This is a genomic window from Arcticibacter eurypsychrophilus (genome assembly GCF_001730525.1).
GTDB classification, from domain to species: domain Bacteria; phylum Bacteroidota; class Bacteroidia; order Sphingobacteriales; family Sphingobacteriaceae; genus Arcticibacter; species Arcticibacter eurypsychrophilus.
The window spans coordinates 62,408-79,614 of the sequence record NZ_MDFN01000025.1 but is presented as its reverse complement, the minus strand read 5'-3'; the positions used below and the strand labels follow the sequence as shown (position 1 = coordinate 79,614).

The window sequence follows — 17,207 nt, the reverse complement described above, 5'->3', positions numbered from 1 at the left end:
TTGCTAAAAAACAAACATATTGGTATGTTAAAACCTAAAATATGTAAGATTAAATTCTCCTTTGGTAACATCTACCGACAATTTTGAAGTTTCATCATAAGCCTTAAAATAAAAAGTGCCACTAATGCGTGATTTTATGGTATCTATTTTTAATATTTCTAATACCCCTTCATAGCCACTTTGTGTATAAAAAGACTCGTGAGTAGCGTTTTTATCATAAAATCCCCTACGACCCGTTTTACTATCCAGAGTGTACTTACCCGGGAGTATGCGTTTTCCCGGAGTATAAATTCCTACACCAACAGCTTCACGGGAGCGTGAATTTGTAGCCTGTATGAAAATATCTTCGCCGTTATGTTGCAAATGAATTTCCGCTTCCCGGGATTTGAAATCGTCATTATAAGGTCTCCACGTTTTGCCGTTTACCTTGCACTTAAATCCCGAGTCTGGTTCGTTGTTTGATTTCTTACAGGCAAGGTATAGTGTTAAGCAAGCAAAAAGTGCGATATATAATTTGGTCATGAATATCTGCGAATAAGAATGATTAAATGTATGTAAAGTTCCTGATACTTTTCAGGTTATGTAAATTAATTTTTTAATTCTCGGTTATTTTATTAAATGGTAAAATTAAATGATACTTTGTTTTAAAAAACAGATAACCAAACGGTGCTCGACTCGTACAAGTTGAGCACCGTTTGGTTGTATAGCAAAATTAGGCACATAAAAACCCTACAGCGAAGTCGTGGCGTTTTTTGTACTTTTCTTTAATTTACCCCAGAGTTCTTCCCGATAGTTACTCCAGGTAAAATAATCACTCCTCCTCCGATCCACACGTTATCCTCAATTTTAACCGAAAGTGCGTATGTACGAAAAAAAGGAGTGCTATCAGCTTCCGTCCAGTTTTCAATAAGCCGTTCATTCGTCTCAACAGGATGCGTAGCGATATAGATCTGGACATTTGAGGCAATCAATACGTTGTTTCCAATATCGATTCTGTTACAGTCAACGAAGGTACAGTTTATATTTATGATCACGTTGTCGCCAATTGTTATATGCCGTCCATAATCACAGTAAAACGGGGTGTCAATTGAAACGTTCTTGCCTATACTTCCAAATAGTTCTGTTAATAGCGCTTCCTTTCTTATGGTATCTGTACTTGCCAGATAATTATATTCTTTAGTTATGTCGCGGGCCCGTTTAATCATGTCTTGTATCTCGGGATCCGATGTATTGAAAATTTCGCCGTCGAGACACTTCTGAATTTCAGTTTTCATATGCAATTGATAAAAGACAAAAATAACAAAGCCGGCGCTGATTAATTTTCATGTATCTTAAAATCGCACCTCAGCTCGCAAGCTGCTTAAATGTTGCTGTATCATTCCCAAATTACAATATTTCCAAATTTTGTTAAATCCAATATTATATATTCTCGGGTAGTGATATTTATGTACTAAGTTACCTGCTTTAATCAACAATTTTCAATAATTAGTAATTATCTCAAACCGCCCTAAATGACCAGTTAGGATAAAAGTTACATTCCCATTAAACCCTCATTATCTGATATAGGTTAAGGAGGTGTACCTGATCATTTACTACCGTTGATAGCGTTTGTAATAAGTTTAATATTGGTCTTTGTAATATTATGCTTTTGCGCCAGACTTGTCCAATGTGCTAAAGAACTTTTTGTTTGGTCAATAATTTCATCTATCAGCTTACTGTTTAACTTTGATCCCTGTCCAAGTTTCACTAAATGGCTGGTTTTAGGATTTCTGCCTTCACCCATGACCATTGTGCTTTGTTCTCCGCTCGGGCCACTTGAAAAAGTAAGATCATACCCGGGGGCTAACTTCCATTCGCCGTTTTCATCCATAAGAAAACTGAAATTTTTAGCGTGATCATCTCGGTTATGTGCTAATACATTGAAAACAGCGAGACGATACATTTTTTCGACTTCACGAATATCCTTGGTTAGAGCAGCAGTTAGATTGAGTAAATCTTCATAATCCAGGGATGGCGTTCTAAAATCGCTATGCAATAAGCCACTTGCAGTATGCATATGCAACCGTTTATTACCATCTCTGTCAAATCGTTTTACGCCAAAATAACCAGCGCCCTTGTGTGATGAGAATAAGTGTACTTCTGGCATTATTACGCCTGCGTCCTTTGCCATTAAAGCATAGACATACTCAACTGCACCGGCATCAACACCGTCCAGTGAATTTGAAAATTTGACCAGCCAGGGTTCTAATCCTTCGTTAAGTTTCTTTGCGCCATAGGTGATCTGCTTACGGTTATGAGTTACGGCAACAAGAGCTTTCGGACGAGCACCTGCAGATGATCCGTTCAACGCCAATAACTCTTTGATGATTTCTTCCGAGCTACCTTGTAATACTTCTTCTGTCTGTGAGGCCAGATTATCGAGGTCTATAAATTCCTGGCTATCTGAAGGGCTGTTATCGGGTTCATAAACCAATGCCCCCATACCAGATAAGCCGACATGCGCCAGGCGATCCAACGGAGATTGGCTGGGAGGCAAGATACCTTGCGATCTTAGCAGCCGGTCAAAAAGCAATCGCCCCCAACCATCGGGCAAACTATCGCTGAAAACACCTGAGAGCCCTTCAAACGGACGTTGAGGTAATTCAATAACGCCTCTTTGCAATGGCAAGCGGAATGGAGATATTTCCATGCCCTTTTGAATGAATGCATTGGCATATTCAAAATACATAATGTGGTCGCGTATGGCCAGCCGCCCTACAGCCTGAATATCTGAACCAAAGTCTAAGCCAACCCTTAATTCTGTAATTGGTTGTGTCATTTCTTACGCCCTCTTTTTCTGGATATAGTATCTGTATTTTTCAATACCTCATCTATTGACGTAAAATTAGGCTTTGATGGTTTCAATACCTCGATTATTTCTTCTATGCCACCAGTAACCATCAGGAGCTTCAAAAACGATCCTATGGAAATTGAACCTTTCTGCTCAAATTTGCGCAGCGTTGCAAGGGGCACCCCTGAGCGTTCTGCCAAACCTTCCTGGGTTAACTCCATGGATAGTCGTCTGGCTCGGATACTATCAGCTATTTTTAACTGAGCTTTTGATAGAGATATAAGTGATATCATTGTAGTAGTAATCTTTGTATTATATCTAGTACTAATACTATAGTATCACTAAGTTAGTCATTTGAATTATAAAAAGGATATTTTTTCCGCAACTATTTCCGAACCGGCTCATCATACCAGATAATGACGATTACTTAAATAGTATTGCATTATTTTAACATAAAATGTGCCCTGATTGTTATATTTGCACCCGATGAAGCTATTTGCTATTTTTATAACTATCTTAATGATTTTTACGGGGATTGACCCCTGTAAAGACAAGGATATCATAAATAGCAACACCAAAGTAGAAGCAAGTAAGGCTGGCAAAGACAATCCTAATAAAAACGTTTGCAGCCCCTTTTGTCATTGCGCCAGGTGTCCATTTTCCATAGTACTTCCACAGCAACCGCCTCTTGTGCTAATTCATGAGCTCATAAAAGGTGTTTTTATTATTACTATTAACTCAGGCACTCCAACCCAGATTAGTCCTTCTGTGTGGCAACCCCCCCAGTTTACCCAAAACCCTGTTTAAACATAATTTATTAATGCCCTTAAGGGAAAATATTAATTCATATTCAATGAAAAGATTTTTATTGCTTTTTGTTGCAATGGCATGTTCTATTACTGCCTTTGCCCAAAATAACCTTACCATAATTCTAAAAAACACAGAATCCAAAGAGCCCTTAATTGGTGCTACGGTAATCATAACTGACCTTAATAAAGCATTGTCTACCAATGCACAGGGTCAAGTCACATTCTCTAATATTCCCGACGGCACTCATTCCATTGAATATCGATACGTAGGATATACTTCTCAAGTAGACAACCTTACATTTCCCCTGGTTAATGCACAGCCAATAGTCGTTTTGCTAGAAGAGGCTGAAGGTGAAGAACTAGAGCAGGTCGTGGTTGCCTCCACTAGGAGCAGCCGAACTATAACCAATATCCCTACTCGCGTGGAGGTAATATCAGGCGAGGAATTAGGAGAAAAGGCTAGCATGAAGCCAGGAGATATCCGCATGCTTCTCGCCGAGAGTACAGGTATACAAACTCAGCAAACATCAGCAACTAGTGGTAACGCAACTATTCGTATTCAGGGGCTTGACGGTAAGTACACGCAGATCATACGTGACGGTTTTCCTTTATACTCTGGCTTTTCGGGAGGCTTGGGCTTGTTGCAGGTAGCGCCCCTGGACTTAAAGCAGGTGGAGGTTATTAAAGGGTCTTCTTCAACCTTGTATGGGGGTGGGGCCATTGCAGGATTGGTTAACCTGGTTTCTAAAACACCGACCGATGAACGGCAATTAGACTTTTTACTAAATGGCACATCAGCAAAAGGGCTTGATGTTAGTATGTTCTATGGCGAAAAGTTTAACAAGGTAGGGACTACAATTTATGCAGCCTATAATCATGGCTCGCCTTATGAACCATCAAGCGTTGGTTTAACAGCCATCCCCAGATTTAACCGCTATACACTGAATCCAAAACTATGGGTGTATTTGAATGAGCGTACCACGCTAAATGTGGGAATCAATGCTACGGTTGAAAACCGTATTGGTGGTGATTTGGACTACATCGAAGGCCTGGGAAATACTCAGCATTCTTATTTTGAACAGAACAAAACGGGCAGGTACAGCAGCCAGGTACAACTTGATCATAAACTAAACGATAAAGAGAAGCTTACATTTAAAAATAGTGTAAGCTACTTTGACCGTACCATTACTTTGCCAGATTATCGTTTTTCGGGGATACAGATAGCCTCTTATACTGAGGCCAACTATACTCGAAACGGAGAGAAAGCAGACTGGGTAGCAGGGTTAAATTTTTTGACTGATCATTTTGGTGAGGAGAGGAACAATACCTTCCCTTTACGAAGCTATACCTATAACACCATCGGTGGCTTTGTACAAAACACCTTGAACATAAGCCCGAAAGTTACTTTGGAAACAGGCATAAGGGGTGACTACCATAATGATTATGGCTTTCTATTTCTGCCTAGAATATCAAGCTTATGGAAGATTAATGAACACTTTTCTACTCGGCTTGGCGGTGGCTTCGGCTATAAAGCGCCTACTGTATTTACTGAAGATGCAGAACGCATTCAGTTCCGTAATGTGCTGCCTTTAGATGTAGCGAACACAAAGGCAGAGCGGTCATATGGCGCCAATAATGATATAAACTACCGTACTTCTATGTTTGATGGTCAGGTAGGATTAAGTATTAACCATCTGTTTTTTTATACCCGAATAGATGAACCTATCCTGCTTACCACAATTGCCAGTGGTGATTTGCAATATCAGCAGCCCCTAGGTAATTTGAATACCAAGGGTATGGAAACAAATGTGAAGGTAACCTACGGTGATTTTAAATTATTTATGGGATATACGCTTGCAGATGTAACGCAACACACGAATGGTGTTAATACTGCTTATCCTTTAGTATCTCGCCGCCGGCTTAACAATGTGTTGATGTATGAGGTAGAGGATAAATGGAAGATTGGTGCAGAGGCTTACTACTTTGGTTCGCAAAGGCTGAATGACGGAGCAACAGGCAAAAGTTACTGGACAGCAGGGCTGATGGCAGAAAAAATATGGGAGCGGTTTTCCGTGTTTCTTAACTTCGAAAATATTACCGATACCCGTCAGACAAAGTTTGATACCATTTATACAGGCAGTATTAGCAACCCCATTTTTAGAGACATTTATGCGCCTTTAGATGGCTTTGTGGTTAATGGTGGTTTAAAATTTCGACTATAAAAAAGACAACCTTTAATATCCCGAATGTAATTATTGCCCATTCAATGGGGCTCATTGCTGATCGTAATTATAAATGCCATTCGAAAATGGGTGTTAGATGATGTAGTTTAATTCATTCTATCAATCTCTTCATAAGTATATTGCTTATATTCAATACCGAACCTTCTCGCATTTTCTTCTACAGTACTTATAAACCCAGCTTTTTCCATTCGGCTGTTTACCTCTTTAGCGTTCTCAATTGGCAAAACATAGATTACTTGTTGCTTCTTGCCTGTTTGCTTCTTAAATCCCTTGAAAGCTCTATGTTCATGGCTTGATGGTGAGATAATACTATTTGATACGATATTGCAATGTCATAAGGGTGCATTCCATTATGCGTATATTCTCCACTAGGTTTTATAGCTCTTAGAACATATCCATTCTTTTCCTTGTGATAAAATTGCACACGTTGAGATACTTATGATTTTTAACAATTTGTTTTTGTTTAAATTTTTCCTTAGTTTAACCTAACCAATTATTTCCTTATGTCTGATTTGTTCCTTTACTCTGATCAAGATCTGCTATTAAAAGTGACAGTAGGTAATGAACATGCATTCCGTCAACTATTTTCAAAGTATCATCAGCAATTAGGTGTTTATGTTTATCGTATTACCGATTCGGTTGATTTGGCTGAAGATATTGTTCAGGATGTATTTCTTAAAATATGGATGAGTCGTGAAGCATTAGCTGGTGTAGACAATTTTAAAGCTTATTTATTTGTCATGTCTAAAAACCATACTTTAAATTGCTTAAGAAAAATAGCCAGGGAGCAATTGAAGAAAAAGGGATGGGAGAATAATTTCAATAACGTATTGAAATCAAGGGAAGAGGAGACCAATATATACTACAATTTATTGGACGAGGCAATAGATAAATTGCCTCCGCAGCAACAAAAAGTTTATTTGCTTAGTCGTCATGAGCGACTGAAATATGCGGAGATAGGACAAAGGCTCAATATTTCGGGTGAGACTGTTAAAAAATATCTACAAATAGCAACTACCTCGATCACTGCTTATGTACATACTAATCTGGAGAAGTTAGTTTTTTTGCTGATTATGCTAAAAAATATTTAATATTCTTTAGCCCCTTTTTTAATAGGTCGGGTGTCTTTATAATAAGTTCGTTACAAAAGGAGGATTAACCAATTATCAAATGTGCTATGCTTTCATCAAATTTCAGGCTGACCTATCTTTTCAGGAGTTATTATAGAAAGACAGCTACCAGGCAAGAGATAGAGGAATTGTTTCATTTGTTACAGGTCAGTACTGATGATGAGGTTTTATCTCTTATGCATAAAGAATGGGATCATTTGCAGGTGGAGGAACCTTTGTTCAAACCGCATAAGAGCAGGGAAATACTTAATCAAATTTTACTTAATGAAGCTGAAGGAGGCGACTTAGGAGGGGAAATAGCTTTAGACAATGAAAAGAGGAAATGGGCCTTTATGAGGAAATGGGCTTTATCCCCTAAAAGGTTATCAGCTGCTGCTGCTATTTTACTTTTTGTCAGTCTTGGCTTGCATTTCTTAAAGATTCAACCTGAGCGACTTAAATTAGGCGTACAAAAGCATCAGCCAGCTTTAAAGAATATTCTTTCTAAAAAGAATCAAGCGATATTAACCTTGGCAAGTGGTAAGGTTATTATTCTTGATACTGCTGGAATCGGAACTTTGATCAAGACAAAGGACTTTAGATTTCGCAAAACAAAAGAGAGGCAACTCGAATATCTTAGCTTAACGAATATTATCCTTACTGACGATGAGCATAGTACCCTTGATGGTCGTCATTCCCGATTAAATACAATTAGTACTCCCAAAGGTGGGCAATACGAGGTTTTGCTTCCCGATGGAACTAAAGTTTGGTTAAATGCAGCTTCTTCTCTATTGTTTCCTGCTGCATTTGCAGGAAAGACCCGTGAGGTGGAGTTAATAGGTGAAGCATATTTTGAAGTGGCAAAGAGTGCGAAGATGCCTTTTGTGGTCAAATCAAGACTTGCTAAGGTTGAAGTACTGGGAACACATTTTAACATCAGTGCTTATGGAGAAGGAAGTGCAATGAAAACAACGTTGTTGGAAGGTGCTGTTAAAATATCGGATACTAATACCTCAACTGTACTTAAACCTGGAGAGCAGGCTATTGTCAATAAAAATTCGGATATGAAGGTGGTTCGGATGGTTGATGTAGAGTCAGCAGTTGCATGGAAAAACGGACTTTTTCAATTTAATGAGGCGGATATAAAAGAAGTAATGCAGCAGGCCATGCATTGGTATGATTTGAATGTTAGTTATGAAGGGCCAATCGCAGGGAGGCATATTACGGGTAAGATTTCCAGAAATGTCCAAGCCTCAGAATTTTTAAATATGCTTAAATATACGGGGGTAAAATTTAAGATTGAAGGGAAAAATGTAGTCATCATGAATTAAAATGAGCTAAAATCTATGAGATAGAAATTAACCAATTATACATCTAAACAATACCACCATGAAAGAAAGAATACTTGATTCCGCAGATCTGCGGGGTGTTAAACAGCTATTTGCTGCCTAATTTAGATTAAAGAACAAAACCGTATTGAAAACTGATGCCATAAAAAAACCGGGAAATGTATGAGCATTCCCGGTGAAGTTTCAGGTTTCTTATTAATATTCAACAACCAATTGAATCATGTTTCGCCCAAATCAAACAAAGCTATGAATTTTAATTCTAAAATTTTACTGGCTATGAAGCTAATCCTTGCCTTTTTACTGGTTATCCATCTGGATGTAAATGCCAAAACATTTAGCCAGATGGTCACGCTTCATAAGAAAAACGCAACTGTTGAAGAAGTGTTTCAATTAATAGAAAAACAAACCGGGTATCACTTTCTATATCATAAGGAGGATATTCTGGCTGCAGGAATGATCAGTATTGATGTAGGAATGGTGTCGGTTGAAGAAGCATTAAATCAATGTTTTAAGAATCAGCCCTTAACTTTTAAAATCTTTCAAAATACAATTGTTATAAAAAAGAAGATACAGGTCAATGAGCAGAGTTCGGTTTCTGTACAGACGAGTGTGCAGGGGCAGGTCGTAGATGTTAAAGGGGTAACGCTTGCAGGTGTTAGCATTATTCTTAAAGGAAGTTCAATAGGCACAACGACTAATCTTCAGGGCCGATACTCAATCAATGCTCCCAATAATAGCACCCTGATTTTTTCTTATATAGGATTTATACGTCAAGAGGTTCCGGTTAATAACCAGACTACTGTTAACGTGATATTGAAGGAGGAGGCTAAAGCCTTAAGTGAAGTGGTTGTTACCGCTTTGGGTATAAAAAGACAGTCGAAGAGTCTTGGTTATGCGGCCACTTCAGTTGATACTAAACAGTTAACGGATGCAAGGACGACTAATGTCGGCAATAGTTTAATCGGGAAAGTGGCAGGACTCAATGTGGCAGCTCCTCCAACTGGTCCTGGTGGCTCTTCTAAGATTAGGATCCGTGGTCAGTCTTCTTTTGGTGGTGAAAATTCACCGCTGATCGTTGTAAATGGGGTACCGATAAATAATGAAGCCGGGGGCGGTGCCAATGGCAATAAAGAAAACTTTGCCGGGGAAGGGAACTCAGATTCAGGTGATGGTCTGCAAAGTATAAATCCCGATGATATCGAGTCGATGACGGTTTTAAAGGGTGCTGCAGCAGCGGCATTATATGGGTTTCGGGCTAAGGATGGTGCAATTATAATTGTAACCAAGTCTGGCCGCGGGCAAGTAGGAATTGGTGTTGAACTAAATTCTAATTTTCAGGCAGATCAGGCACTTGACTTTACTGATTTTCAGTATGAATACGGACAGGGTGAAAATGGAATCAGAAATACGAGTCTTGCTGATGCACGCCGAACAGGAATGTGGAGTTTTGGTACCAAGTTCGACAATGAGCCCGTATGGCAAGTTGATGGTACACAAAAGCCTTATTCGCCTTTTAAAGATCGGGTAAAGGCTTTTTATCAAACTGCTACTACAGCGACAAACTCGGTAGCACTTTCAGGTGGGAATGACAATGGTAGTTTTCGCCTCTCCTATGCTAATACCGATGCAAATGGACTGATTGAAAAATCTGAATACAATAAAAAGGTGCTTAGCCTGGGGTTGAATTATAAATTAGGGAAAAAGCTTTCTACGCAGGTCAATGCAAACTATTCCAATGAAGAAAATATAAATCCGCCGGTTGTGGCGCAACAGGACTTTAATGTCAATCAAACTATATATACGTTGGCCAATAGTATCGATCCACGCTGGCTTGAAGCTGCATATAAAGATCCGGTTACGGGTAATGAAATCAGTCCGTCGCGTTTTACGAACCGTACTAATCCGTATTGGACGATCAATGAACGCTATGAAAATCATAAGCGGGACCGTCTCTTTGGGAATGTTTTGCTGCGTTACCAGTTTACACCCTGGCTATATGCGCAGGGTCGTGTAGGACAGGATTATTTCTCCGTTACGCATAATGTAAACCGCCCTACCGGTACTTCTTTTCTGCCGGCTGCAGCAACAGGGTTTAATGGTAATTTTTATCAGGATGCGGAGACTTTCCGGGAACGCAATGTTGATTTCCTGATAGGGTTCAACAAAAAAATAGGTGTTTTTGGAATTGATGCCAACGTGGGCGGAAACTCCATGGATCAGCATGGGGAAACACTTAGTACTTCTGTGACTAATTTTTACGTTCGCGATCTGTATACCATAGGCAATGGTCAGATTAAGGAACCTAACTATGCTTACTACAGAAAGAAAGTAAATTCATTATATGGAACAGTAGAATTCTCCTATAATGATTACCTGTTTTTAAATGTAACCGGCCGTAATGATTGGTTCTCTACATTAAATCCTAAATCAAACAATTACCTGTATCCATCAGTGAGTTCCAGCTTTGTATTTAGTCAGGCTCTGGGTGAATCATTGCCGTCGTGGTTGACTTATGGTAAAATTCGGGCAGCTTATGCTGAAGTAGGTGGTGATACAGATCCTTATACCAATGCGCTTTTTTATTCATTGAATGCCAATCCGTTTAATGGGGTTGCCTTGGGTACAATATCTGGTACGGTAAGTCCTAATCCTGATCTTAAGCCATTGAAGGTTAAAGAAACTGAACTGGGAATAGAGATGAGTCTTTTTGATCGCAGGGTCAGCATTGACTTTGCTGCATATCGTAAGAATACGGTAGATGAAATACTAAATGTAGACATATCTAATGCATCCGGTTTTGGACAAACGAAAGTAAACGTGGGAAAATTAAGGAATCAGGGTGTGGAGGCTTTATTAACTCTGGTACCTGTTCGTTCCCGGAATATCAGATGGGAAAGTACTTTTAACTACACCTATAACGAGAGTAAGGTGCTGCAGTTGGCTAATAACCAGCAGCGGATTGATGTAGGAACCGGAGAATATATTGGCTTTGTATCACAGGAAGTGGGCAAGGCAATGGGCTCTTTAAGAGGGGTTGACTACAAGCGGGATGATCAGGGAAGGGTCCTTATGGCTAACGGTCGGTTTCTAGCGGGTGATATTATCACTTATGGGAGTGCTGTTCCGAAACATATAGGTGGTTGGTTGAATACGGTCAACTATAAAGGACTTCGGCTATTTACTCAGGTTGATTTTAAAGCGGGTCATAAATTGATTTCGAATTCTAACTTCAACTTTATGCGGGAAGGTCTACATAAGGCTTCTTTGGTTGGAAGAGAAGGAGGTGTTGTTTTTGAGGGTGTAAATGCGGATGGTAATGCCAATACAACGGCTGTGCCAGCGGAAGCATTTTATTCGGATTACAGGGGTAAAAGTATAGCCACACCATTTGTTTATGATGCTAGTTTTATTCGCTGGCGTACGGTTTCATTGGGATATGATTTCTCGCGGTTTGTCAATAAAACGTTTATCAAGAGTATAACCCTCAATGGCTTTGTTAACAATGTGCTGATTATCAAAAAGCATGTGGATAATCTGGACCCTGAAACGCAATACTCCACATCCGATCTGTTGAGTGGTCTGGAGTCGCTTGCTCTGCCTACCACGCGGAGTTACGGATTAAATTTAAATGTTAAGTTCTAACCTGCTAATTATTAACATTATGAAAATTAACTATATACTTTCAGCTCTGTCTGTATTGCTGATAGGCCTGAGCAGTTGTGATAAGGATTTCGAAGAAATAAATACAAACCCTACACTGCCATTAACGCTTGATCCTATTTATCAGTTTTCCAATGCGCAGCAGGCTTTAGTTATCCCTAGCTATCATTACCAGGGAGAGATTGTTCAGCAAATCATCACGCCTTATGGTGGGGTATTGGAAGGAGGCAATCGGAATACGGTGAATGAGGTGAACTCAAATCCAACTTTCAATACGCTATATACCGTTCCTCTCCGGGATTTAACGGACATTATCACGAAGCTTAAAGATAACCCGGATAGGACCAATCTGTACAATATGTCCAGGATCCTGCGTAGCTATTGTTACCAGATTCTGGTGGATACTTATGGAGATGTGCCCTATTCTGAGGCAGGGAAAGGGTTTCTTGAAAGTACTTATCTCCCAAAGTATGATGACCAGAAAGTGATCTATGATGATATTATTAAAGAATATCAGGAGGCCACTGATGCCCTGGCTTCCGGTAAAGATGTTGTAGGCAGCGATTTGTTTTATAAGGGAGACATTGCTCAATGGAAAAAACTAGGCAACTCACTCTTGTTGCGTGCCGGCATGCGCTATACCCGGATTGATGAGGCAAAGGCAAGAGTTACTGTAGCCAAGGCATTTGATCCTGCTCGTGGAGGCATCATGACATCGAATACCGACAATGCCTTTATTCAGTTTAATGCAACTTTTACCAATGCGACATCCAGTGCGCTGTTAGGAAGCGAACGTGCCAACTATTATGTCGGTAAACCTTTTATAGATTTCCTTAAAAGTAGTAACGACCCGCGTCTTCCTTATATCGCTGTAAAATATGAAAACCCTGCAAATCCTTTAGCCACTTCAGGAGTGGCCAATACGACTCTTGCAGATCAGCTGGGAATGCCTTATGGTTATGATGAGAATTCCTTAGCGAATGCTCCCGGTTTTCCAGGTAAGATTGGTTCTGCTTTTAAATATTCGCAATATAACCGGGCGACGGTTTTTAGAATAGATGCACCTGAATTTATTGCCACTTGTGCGCAAACACAATTGCTCTTAGCGGAGGCATTTCAAAGAGGATATATTAATGTTGGGTCGGCAAAAGAGTATTACGAGGCGGGAATTAGGGGGCATATGACCCAGACTGCCTTATACGGGTCGGGTGTTCAGATTTCACTTGAGCAACAATCGGCTTACCTGGTTGAACCTGAGGTAGCTTTTAATATCAGCCGTGCTTTGGAGCAAATTAACGAACAATATTGGGTTGCTTCTTTTCGCAATTGGGCAGAGGCTTGGGCTAACTTCCGCAGAAGTAGGTATCCACAGTTGTCGCCCATTAATTTTCCCGGGGAGGATCCTGCGGTTGATGCAGGTGATGCAGGGGGCTTTGTTCATCGGCTTACTTATCCGCTGAGGGAAAAGTCGGTTAATACGGCCAATGTAAATGAGGCATCATCCAGGATGGGTGGAGATAACCTGGGTGTACGGATTTTCTGGGACAAGTAAAATCTGTGATGAGTAAAAATTGGAATATAAACATATCAATATAATTATGAATAGAAAAGCAGCATTCCTTATTTTATTTTTTCTCCCTTGTGTTTTTGTAAAAGCGCAACGTGTGGGCTCTTCTCCGGAATATATTAAAACATTAACTGCAGACTGGAAAGGAGAGCGCTCTGCGGATGGTAGACCGAAAGTCTCTGATGCGATCTTAAATCGCCTCAAGAATATCTCTATGGAGGAGGCATGGGGTGTTTTAAGGAATAAGGGGTACCAAAATCAATATGAAGGTAACTGGATAGTAATCAGGGAGGATAGTGTGATGACCGGCAGGGTGGTTACGGCTCAATATATGCCTTCGCGACCAGATTTAATTAAATCGGTTGGCGATCAGGGTAAAGCAGAGAATCGTGCTCAAAAGGGGGGCACTAATTCCTGGCCTATTGATGTGCTGACTAATGGAGATGTTTATGTAGCAGATGGGTACGGTAAGATTGCTGATGGCACTTTAATAGGCGATAATTTAGGTAATGCTATTTATGCCAAATCGCAGAGAGGGGTAATCTTTTATGGCTCGGTGAGGGATCAGGAAGGGTTAACGGAGATTAAGGGTTTTAATGGATGGATTAAGGGACAGGATCCCTCCTATATCCAACAAATGATGCTAACGACCATTAATGCTCCTATCCGGATTGGCAGGGCAACTGTTTTGCCGGGAGATGTGGTGCTCGCTAATAAATACGGAACGATCTTTATTCCGGCTGCATTGGCAGAGGATCTTGTGATTACATCGGAAGTTACCGCGTTGCGTGATGAATTTGGGCATCAGCGGTTAAGGGAGAAAAAGTATCTGGCGGGACAGATTGACAGCGATTGGTCCGAAGAGATTAAAAAGGACTTTTTAAACTGGCTAAATCAATATCCGGGAAAATTGCCTATGACTAAAAAGGAATTGGATGAATATATGAAATCGCGTAACTACTAACCTAATTATAGAAAAAAACATGAAAAGTATCCTAAAACAAATAGCAGAAAGTAATAAAGAGCTTGAAAAGGCAGAAGCAGCGGCTACAACTGCTGAAATAAATAATCCGCGGACACATGAGAATCGTCGTAACTTCTTAAAGAAAACCGCGATTGGGGGAATAGCCTTAAGTGGATTCATGGGTCTTTCTATTGAAGATACCATTGCTCAAACGACTTCTACTGTAAAGCGAGCCTCAAATCCTTCAGCTTTGAAAATAACGGATATGCGTTATGCCTTAACTACAGTTCTTGGAGGTACAGCTATTATTCGTATCGATACCAATCAAGGTATTTATGGTTTAGGTGAAGTAAGAGACGGTGCGGATGCTCGCTATGCTTTGATGCTTAAAAGCAGAATCCTTGGGCAGAATCCATGTAATGTGGAAATGATTTTCAAAATAATCAAGCAGTTTGGGGGGCCTGCCCGTCAGGCTGGAGGTGTATGTGGAGTAGAGATGGCCCTTTGGGATCTATGCGGAAAGGCCTATAACGTTCCGGCATGGCAGTTATTGGGTGGCCGGTATCGCGATAAAGTAAGATTATATGCAGATACACCTGAATCACAATCGACAGAAGAGCAAATTAAGCTGATAAAATATCGTACTGAGGAACAAGGATATACCTGGTTAAAAATGGATGTTTCTATTGGAGAGCTAAGAAATACACCTGGTGCACTGGTGAATGATAAGTTCTGGCAGAATGAAGGAAATCTTCAGCAATGGCAGGGTAACTATATGAGCTATGCGAATACGCAGCATCCGTTTACACAGGTACAAATTACAGATAAGGGTTTGGATGAACTGGCAAAAATTGTAGATAATGTACGTAACCTGGTCGGATATGGTATTCCGCTTTCAACAGATCATTACGGCCATTTCGACTTGAATAATGGCATTCGTTTAGGGAGAGCATTAGAGAAATACAGATTGGCTTGGATGGAAGATATTGTTTCATGGGAATTAACTGATCAATGGAAAACAATGTCTGATGCATTGGAAACGCCTATGCTTACCGGGGAGGATATCTATCTACTGAAGAACTTTAAACCTTTAATCGACATTCATGCCGTTGATATTATACATCCGGATCTATCTTCCTCTGGTGGCCTTTTAGAAACAAAGCGAATTGGAGATTATGCAGAAGAGCATGGTGTGGCTATGGCGATGCATCAGGCGGGGACACCGGTTTCGTTTATGGCTAGTGTACATTGTGCAGCAGCTACGCAAAACTTTCTGGCATTGGAGCATCACTCTGTAGATCTGACCTGGTGGGAGAATTTGGTTAAAACGACAGATGGAAGGCAGCTGATTACCAAAGGGTTTGCTAATGTGCCTCTTTCTGCACCGGGATTAGGAATTGAGTTAAACGAGGATGAAGTGAAAAGACATTTAAGTCCGAAGGATAAAAGCTATTTCGCTCCAACTACAGAATGGAATGACATTCGTTCGCATGACCGTGTTTTTAGCTAAGTTTTTGTTTTTTACTTGTAAACTTTAACGTTTTGAAACAGAGAAACATGTACCTGATGGCATTGGGGGGTTCTGCCGTCTGCCTGATCGTTGCACTTATTATGACCCTGTCTGGGCATATTGAGGAAGCAGGTCCTTTATTTATTGGCTTTTTTATAGCGCTGGCGATCGGGTTTCGCGGTTATGCGCATCTGAAAGGGTTTTCCTTTACGGTTATCATTTTCGCAGCGGTTACCACAGCCTTGTATTATCCCCACTACTTCGCAGAGGTAGAGGGGTTTAAATTTGTCATGCTGATTACTCCGCTGATCCAGCTGATTATGTTTGGAATGGGCACTTCTATGAGTTTTCATGATTTCGTAGGGGTTATTAAAATGCCTAAGGGGGTGTTTATTGGGGTGTTTAGTCATTTCCTAATCATGCCTCTTATCGGGTATACACTGGCCGGGATTAGTGGTTTGCCTCCTGAAATTGCTGCAGGTATTATTTTAATAGGATGTTCCCCGAATGGGATGGCATCTAATGTGATTTCGTACCTGGCAAAGGCAAATCTTGCTCTTTCAATTACCATAACGGCTGTTTCTACTTTGCTTGCTCCATTGATGACGCCCTTGCTGATGAAGCTATTGGCAGGTGCGTTTATTGAAATCAATGTGCTGGACATGATGTGGGATATCATTAAGATGGTAATTATTCCTATAGCTGCGGGACTGCTTTTTAATAAATTACTAAGCGGAAAGGGTAAATGGCTGCATGAGGTGATGCCTTTAGTTTCCATGTGTGGTATTGCCTTTATCATTGTCATTATAACTGCTGCCGGCAGGGATAGTCTGTTGACCATTGGTCCTACCTTGATTTTACTGGTATTGGCTCACAATTTATGCGGATACTTTCTGGGTTACTGGTCTGGCCGCTTATTTAAGATGTCGGAACGTGATTGTCGTACGATTGCGATAGAAGTGGGCATGCAAAACGGTGGGTTAGCCTCCGGACTGGCAAAAGAAATGGGAAAGATTGCAACAGTAGGATTAGCACCCGCCATTTTCGGCCCTTTAATGAATGTTACAGGTTCTATACTGGCGTCCTGGTGGCATCGGAAGCCTCCTGTAGACCGGAATATAAGTTCCGTTCACGTGCCTTTAAACACTGGGGTTTCCAATTCTTAA

General features: G+C 40.4%; 12 protein-coding genes. 8 read left to right on the top strand and 4 right to left on the bottom strand.

Annotation, left to right across the window (positions count from 1 at the left end):
* Nucleotides 1–27: 27 nt before the first annotated feature.
* The 4 genes from BFL47_RS14125 to BFL47_RS14110 all read right to left on the bottom strand — a co-directional run bounded on the left by BFL47_RS14125 (nucleotide 28) and on the right by BFL47_RS14110 (nucleotide 3,123).
* The gene (locus BFL47_RS14125; protein WP_069660444.1) at nucleotides 28–522 is read right to left on the bottom strand and encodes a DUF6252 family protein; all 495 of its coding nucleotides are present in this window, start codon (nucleotides 520–522) and stop codon (nucleotides 28–30) included.
* Nucleotides 523–764: 242 nt separating this feature from the next.
* A complete protein-coding gene (locus BFL47_RS14120) occupies nucleotides 765–1,274 on the bottom strand; it encodes a sugar O-acetyltransferase (protein ID WP_083257191.1) in 510 nt (169 codons plus the stop codon).
* A 311-nt stretch (nucleotides 1,275–1,585) separates the two neighbouring features.
* Nucleotides 1,586–2,818, bottom strand: coding sequence for a type II toxin-antitoxin system HipA family toxin (locus BFL47_RS14115; protein WP_069660443.1), 1,233 nt, complete (start codon nucleotides 2,816–2,818; stop codon nucleotides 1,586–1,588).
* Nucleotides 2,815–3,123, bottom strand: coding sequence for a helix-turn-helix domain-containing protein (locus BFL47_RS14110; RefSeq protein WP_069660442.1), 309 nt, complete (start codon nucleotides 3,121–3,123; stop codon nucleotides 2,815–2,817). Before BFL47_RS14110 ends, BFL47_RS14115 begins: the two co-directional genes overlap by 4 nt.
* 560 nt (nucleotides 3,124–3,683) lie before the next feature.
* On the opposite strand from BFL47_RS14110, the gene BFL47_RS14100 reads away from it, so the two are divergent.
* The 8 genes from BFL47_RS14100 to BFL47_RS14065 all read left to right on the top strand — a co-directional run bounded on the left by BFL47_RS14100 (nucleotide 3,684) and on the right by BFL47_RS14065 (nucleotide 17,207).
* On the top strand, nucleotides 3,684–5,861 hold the full coding sequence (locus BFL47_RS14100) for a TonB-dependent receptor (RefSeq protein WP_069660449.1): 2,178 nt from the start codon (nucleotides 3,684–3,686) through the stop codon (nucleotides 5,859–5,861).
* Nucleotides 5,862–6,385: 524 nt separating this feature from the next.
* Entirely contained in the window at nucleotides 6,386–6,973 is a 588-nt protein-coding gene (locus BFL47_RS14095; protein ID WP_069660440.1) for an RNA polymerase sigma factor, read from the top strand.
* A gap of 86 nt (nucleotides 6,974–7,059) precedes the next feature.
* A complete protein-coding gene (locus BFL47_RS14090; protein ID WP_069660439.1) occupies nucleotides 7,060–8,322 on the top strand; it encodes a FecR family protein in 1,263 nt (420 codons plus the stop codon).
* 264 nt (nucleotides 8,323–8,586) lie between these two features.
* The gene (locus tag BFL47_RS14085) at nucleotides 8,587–11,982 is read left to right on the top strand and encodes a SusC/RagA family TonB-linked outer membrane protein (protein WP_211480972.1); all 3,396 of its coding nucleotides are present in this window, start codon (nucleotides 8,587–8,589) and stop codon (nucleotides 11,980–11,982) included.
* Nucleotides 11,983–12,001: 19 nt separating this feature from the next.
* Complete coding sequence (locus BFL47_RS14080) at nucleotides 12,002–13,552, top strand: SusD/RagB family nutrient-binding outer membrane lipoprotein (RefSeq protein ID WP_069660447.1); 1,551 nt, start codon at nucleotides 12,002–12,004, stop codon at nucleotides 13,550–13,552.
* 46 nt (nucleotides 13,553–13,598) lie between these two features.
* Complete coding sequence (locus BFL47_RS14075; protein WP_069660438.1) at nucleotides 13,599–14,531, top strand: RraA family protein; 933 nt, start codon at nucleotides 13,599–13,601, stop codon at nucleotides 14,529–14,531.
* 19 nt (nucleotides 14,532–14,550) lie between these two features.
* Nucleotides 14,551–16,041 (top strand): mandelate racemase/muconate lactonizing enzyme family protein, encoded by a 1,491-nt coding sequence (locus BFL47_RS14070; protein ID WP_069660437.1) that lies wholly within the window; start codon nucleotides 14,551–14,553, stop codon nucleotides 16,039–16,041.
* 32 nt (nucleotides 16,042–16,073) lie between these two features.
* On the top strand, nucleotides 16,074–17,207 hold the full coding sequence (locus tag BFL47_RS14065; RefSeq protein ID WP_245681380.1) for a bile acid:sodium symporter family protein: 1,134 nt from the start codon (nucleotides 16,074–16,076) through the stop codon (nucleotides 17,205–17,207).

Excerpts from the sequence above, each read along its gene's own strand:
- BFL47_RS14125 (WP_069660444.1), bottom strand. The coding sequence starts at position 522 with ATGACCAAATTATATATCGCACTTTTTGCTTGCTTAACACTATACCTT.
- BFL47_RS14120 (WP_083257191.1), bottom strand. The coding sequence starts at position 1,274 with ATGAAAACTGAAATTCAGAAGTGTCTCGACGGCGAAATTTTCAATACA.
- BFL47_RS14115 (WP_069660443.1), bottom strand. The coding sequence starts at position 2,818 with ATGACACAACCAATTACAGAATTAAGGGTTGGCTTAGACTTTGGTTCA.
- BFL47_RS14110 (WP_069660442.1), bottom strand. The coding sequence starts at position 3,123 with ATGATATCACTTATATCTCTATCAAAAGCTCAGTTAAAAATAGCTGAT.
- BFL47_RS14100 (WP_069660449.1), top strand. The coding sequence starts at position 3,684 with ATGAAAAGATTTTTATTGCTTTTTGTTGCAATGGCATGTTCTATTACT.
- BFL47_RS14095 (WP_069660440.1), top strand. The coding sequence starts at position 6,386 with ATGTCTGATTTGTTCCTTTACTCTGATCAAGATCTGCTATTAAAAGTG.
- BFL47_RS14090 (WP_069660439.1), top strand. The coding sequence starts at position 7,060 with ATGCTTTCATCAAATTTCAGGCTGACCTATCTTTTCAGGAGTTATTAT.
- BFL47_RS14085 (WP_211480972.1), top strand. The coding sequence starts at position 8,587 with ATGAATTTTAATTCTAAAATTTTACTGGCTATGAAGCTAATCCTTGCC.
- BFL47_RS14080 (WP_069660447.1), top strand. The coding sequence starts at position 12,002 with ATGAAAATTAACTATATACTTTCAGCTCTGTCTGTATTGCTGATAGGC.
- BFL47_RS14075 (WP_069660438.1), top strand. The coding sequence starts at position 13,599 with ATGAATAGAAAAGCAGCATTCCTTATTTTATTTTTTCTCCCTTGTGTT.
- BFL47_RS14070 (WP_069660437.1), top strand. The coding sequence starts at position 14,551 with ATGAAAAGTATCCTAAAACAAATAGCAGAAAGTAATAAAGAGCTTGAA.